This window comes from Acidimicrobiia bacterium (assembly GCA_012959995.1).
Taxonomy (GTDB): Bacteria; Actinomycetota; Acidimicrobiia; order Acidimicrobiales; family MedAcidi-G1; genus MedAcidi-G2B.
Window position 1 is genome coordinate 7,575 of sequence record DUCC01000031.1, and the last position, 3,624, is coordinate 11,198.

A 3,624-nucleotide genomic window follows, 5' to 3' on the forward strand; every position below is an offset into this window, starting at 1 on the left:
ATTATTCTCCTCATCGATCAGGCATTACCACCGGCTACTACACCGGTTGGTGACCGTCAAAGGGCCTGTCCCTCGGGTCGTCTTGATGAACTTCTGTAAATTTACGCTTTAGATACTCGGGCTTCGCTCAACAAGTCCTGTTCCGCCTCTTCAAGCGAACGCCTGCTGGAATCAACGTTGAACTCCGCACGTTGCATGGCCGCCTTACACTGATCAGACCGAAGTTTGGCCTGGAATGCTTCCTTACCCATGACTTTCTGATCTTTACCCAGTTGGTCCGACAGTTGGCCAGTAAACCCCATAGAAACCGGCGGCTCCTCGTCGGCATCAAAGTTGGCCTGCCGGTCAGCATTAAAAGCCTCGTAGGCATCGCAATTAGCCAATTGCATGTTCTCCCGAGCAATAGCGGCTTGGGCCGCTCGATGAGAAACCTCTATAAATGCCTCTTTGTAACGGATCGCCGCATGGGCAAGGTCGCTTGGCTGATCTAAATGGGTTAAATCGTTGCTCATAGTTAAATCCACTCAATCTCTCGGAAGGGAGCCAACGACTCGTCATCCTCAATTAAAGAGCGGAACTTACGCAAGGTGCGAGAAAATATTTGACGAACGTTGTCTGGAGTCATTTCGTGCCAATCGGCCACGGTGTGGGATGGGGATATGTCGCCGTTGCATTGCTGGTAGCGGTAATCCAAGAAAACTTGCGTATTTTTTGGGGAAGCCACCTGGCTCAAGGCATCAATGAATTTTTGGACACCAGGGTGCCCGATAGCAACATCTACGAAAGAATCCACGGACGCCGGGCGGCGCCCGAAAACTTGCTCCGAGCAGTCTCTGTTTGATGGGTTGATGTCCCAAAGGTCATTTCCGTCTTCGTTATCGCCTTCGAGAGAGGCAAAGCGCTCAGGATCGGCCACGGCATGACCCGCCCCACGGACAACTGTGGCGTAAATTCGCTGGCCAGCCCACGTCCACGGCAGTGCGCCCTCCGGCGACCACCCCGAAGCTCGCTCAGTCATATCCAACCAGGCGTTCAAGACAATGCCCTCAAACTCAGCTACATCTCGAAGCAAATCATGGCGCCCCATAGAGAGCAGCGACTTCTTTACCAAAAAACGTACCTTGTGGCCAAAATCATCGTAAAACTCAAAAATAGCATCTGTGTCGCCATCAACAATACGGGCCATATAAGCAGCAACTGCGGCACTTTGTGAAGGCTTGGCATTCGGTAACTGGTTCAAAATTGTGTCCTTTATGTTTGCGGCGGAAAAGCCGGAATGCGGTCGGGTTGACCAATTCGTGCCAGCCCTGGACTCGCACCAAGGTGTCTGCTGGTCTGGCCGTAAAACAATTTCTCAGCGACTAAAACAAGGTACTGCCCGCCGCCAATACCACTCCCAAATCAACCATTTCACGCTGCAAATGTTCTGCAGCTGCTGGAGCATCATCAAATCGATAGCAAGGAACATCCTCACAAGCCACCAACGTGCCTTCCTCGGACCAAAATTTGATCCCAGACTTTCCGGAATTCAACCGACTGAGTTGCTGATAAAACTCTGGGGTTTCTTCAAAATTGTCCCCTACTCGCAAAGTAAGGCGAATGGTTTCTGGCTTGGTGTCGTGCAGGGTGACCGTTACGGCGTCTGCATCTCCCCCAGGACCACAAGTGGTGAACTCCCCCTCTGACGCGAAACCCGCATGGTGGCCCGCCTCGGAGAAAGCTCGCTCCACCTTCGACCACCATCGTCGTGCACCATCGGAATAACTCGGTACAGAAACCGTCCACAAGGCTTCACCCTCAAACAAAGTAAAGCGCACAAAATCATCGAGCATTTCCACCATCACCGTGGCATCGTTGCTGGCCGTGCTCAATAAATCCCCAATAGTTCCACAGAAAATTCCTGCTCGATGATCGCTGGCCACTGACTCCGCCTCTACTCGGTAAGTCATTTGGGGTGCGCCCAGCGGGCTCCAATCAACGGTTAAAGCCAGCGCATTTTTTTCTACACCAATCTTGACGACGGGAAAAAGAACCCGCTCTTCTTGGACACCCACTTTCGTAAACGCAGAACGCAAAGCGGCCGCAAGATCTCTGGCCTTTACCTCACCGCCGCCATTTAGCCGGCCATAAGAAACTGGTTCAGAACCTGGGAGAGGCTCCGGGGGAGCTAAATCCGAGACAATTGAACTTCCCGAAACGGTCTCAATCCTTACATAATTGCCATCCATAACAAGACAAGCCTCGTCATCAACAGCGTTATTCGCCGCCAAGTGGGCAATAAAAGCAATGGGCCCAGCCATCAAAGTGACCTGACCCGACAACTCAGGGTGAGTAAAAGGCTCTGGATTGGAATGCAAAACACTTATTACCGAACCATCGCTCGAACGAACCACCCAATGGTCTGGTGACTCGTCAAAGTTAATGGTCGCCACGGCAGGATTATCTAAACTACTTGCAGCTTCTATAGCTTGGTTGAGTAAAATCCAGTCTTTTACTGGAATTGGCAATGAAGTCTCCATTAAACACGACCTCCGAGGTGAGGAGTGGAAATTGACCCTGGAGCAACCGGAGAAAGAGCCAACTGCTTTGGGGCTGAACCGGAAGAGCCTCTCGGTGAGAATGACCCCTGAAGGGCTTCTAATATTTCTTCGAGATGTAAGGCAAAAATACTAAACCGCTCGGGAGGGATGGCCGAGAACACAATTTCATTGGTCTCCTCATCAATGCTGACCCACGAACCCTCTGAGTCAGATGAACGAAGGGCCTCGAAAAGGCCCAGCTGGCTTAAAGACTTTTCAATGCGGGTCAATTGGCGTTCTTTGCGGAGAAGGTACTGAGTGTCGGAACCAACTTCACTGATCGATTCAAAAAGTTCGGTGGTAGCAGTTTCGTCGCCAGGCGAAAAATCTTCGGCGGAGGGGTCGGGGTTTGCATCAGTCATAAAATCTCCTCATAGGTGTGTCGGGATACCAATACTCTATCACATTTCAGTTTGTCTGTATCATCACATTTCAGATTTGTTTGCATTAATCAACAAATGTTTGCACATGGGGCGCTGTTTGGCTACCCTGCCTTTAGATAAAGGGAAAAATGACCGACAACGCTTCGAATAAACCGCCCGAAAAACCAGAAGAAAAGCCCAACAGATGGGCAGAACCAGCACTTGCCGCCCCCTCCCTGCGCAATTTTAGTGCGCCATCGTACGAGTTGGCCACAATGAATACTGCCGTTTTCAAACACTCGTTAGACCTTGAAGCCACACAAGCACCCCGGGCCGTTCCTCCCCCCCCACCTGACTGGCGACTCCTCCTCATGGAAGGGCTCACCATTACCGCCAGCGAAATCGCTCAACTGGCCGGCAAGGAAACCCCCTCCGTAGTCAACCACTGGCGCAAAAGAACCCACAATCCCTTCCCAAAGCCAATGGCCGGCGGCCGAAGCCCCCGCTACAACCTGGCCGCCGTCGTCCAGTGGCTCGCCGAAACAAAGAAACTCAACGCCCCACTAAGCGCCCTTTTCCTTTGGAAAAAAACCGTCAAAGTTGCCTACCGCACGCTTGACGAAGAAAACCGTCCACACCTCCGCTCCTACATAACTGCCCTGACCGTCCTCGCTCAAGACACT

General features: G+C 51.8%; 5 protein-coding genes and 1 riboswitch. Of the genes, 1 reads left to right on the forward strand and 4 read right to left on the reverse strand.

Going from position 1 to position 3,624, the window contains the following annotated elements:
* Nucleotides 1-7: 7 nt before the first annotated feature.
* Nucleotides 8-92: riboswitch (SAM riboswitch) on the reverse strand.
* 9 nt (nt 93-101) lie between these two features.
* From EYQ49_08515 to EYQ49_08530, 4 genes are all read right to left on the reverse strand, one after another.
* Nucleotides 102-512, reverse strand: coding sequence for a hypothetical protein (locus EYQ49_08515; protein ID HIG25916.1), 411 nt, complete (start codon nt 510-512; stop codon nt 102-104).
* A gap of 2 nt (nt 513-514) precedes the next feature.
* Nucleotides 515-1,240, reverse strand: coding sequence for a hypothetical protein (locus EYQ49_08520; GenBank protein HIG25917.1), 726 nt, complete (start codon nt 1,238-1,240; stop codon nt 515-517).
* Between the two features lie 121 nt (nt 1,241-1,361).
* Nucleotides 1,362-2,519, reverse strand: coding sequence for a hypothetical protein (locus tag EYQ49_08525; GenBank protein ID HIG25918.1), 1,158 nt, complete (start codon nt 2,517-2,519; stop codon nt 1,362-1,364).
* Nucleotides 2,519-2,941: a hypothetical protein gene (locus EYQ49_08530; GenBank protein HIG25919.1), complete on the reverse strand. Its 423-nt coding sequence runs from the start codon at nt 2,939-2,941 to the stop codon at nt 2,519-2,521. The genes EYQ49_08525 and EYQ49_08530 overlap by 1 nt, the downstream gene beginning before the upstream one ends.
* A 275-nt stretch (nt 2,942-3,216) precedes the next feature.
* Between EYQ49_08530 and EYQ49_08535 the strand changes: the two genes are divergently transcribed.
* The coding region (locus tag EYQ49_08535; GenBank protein HIG25920.1) for a hypothetical protein at nt 3,217-3,624 on the forward strand (408 nt) is incomplete at its 3' end.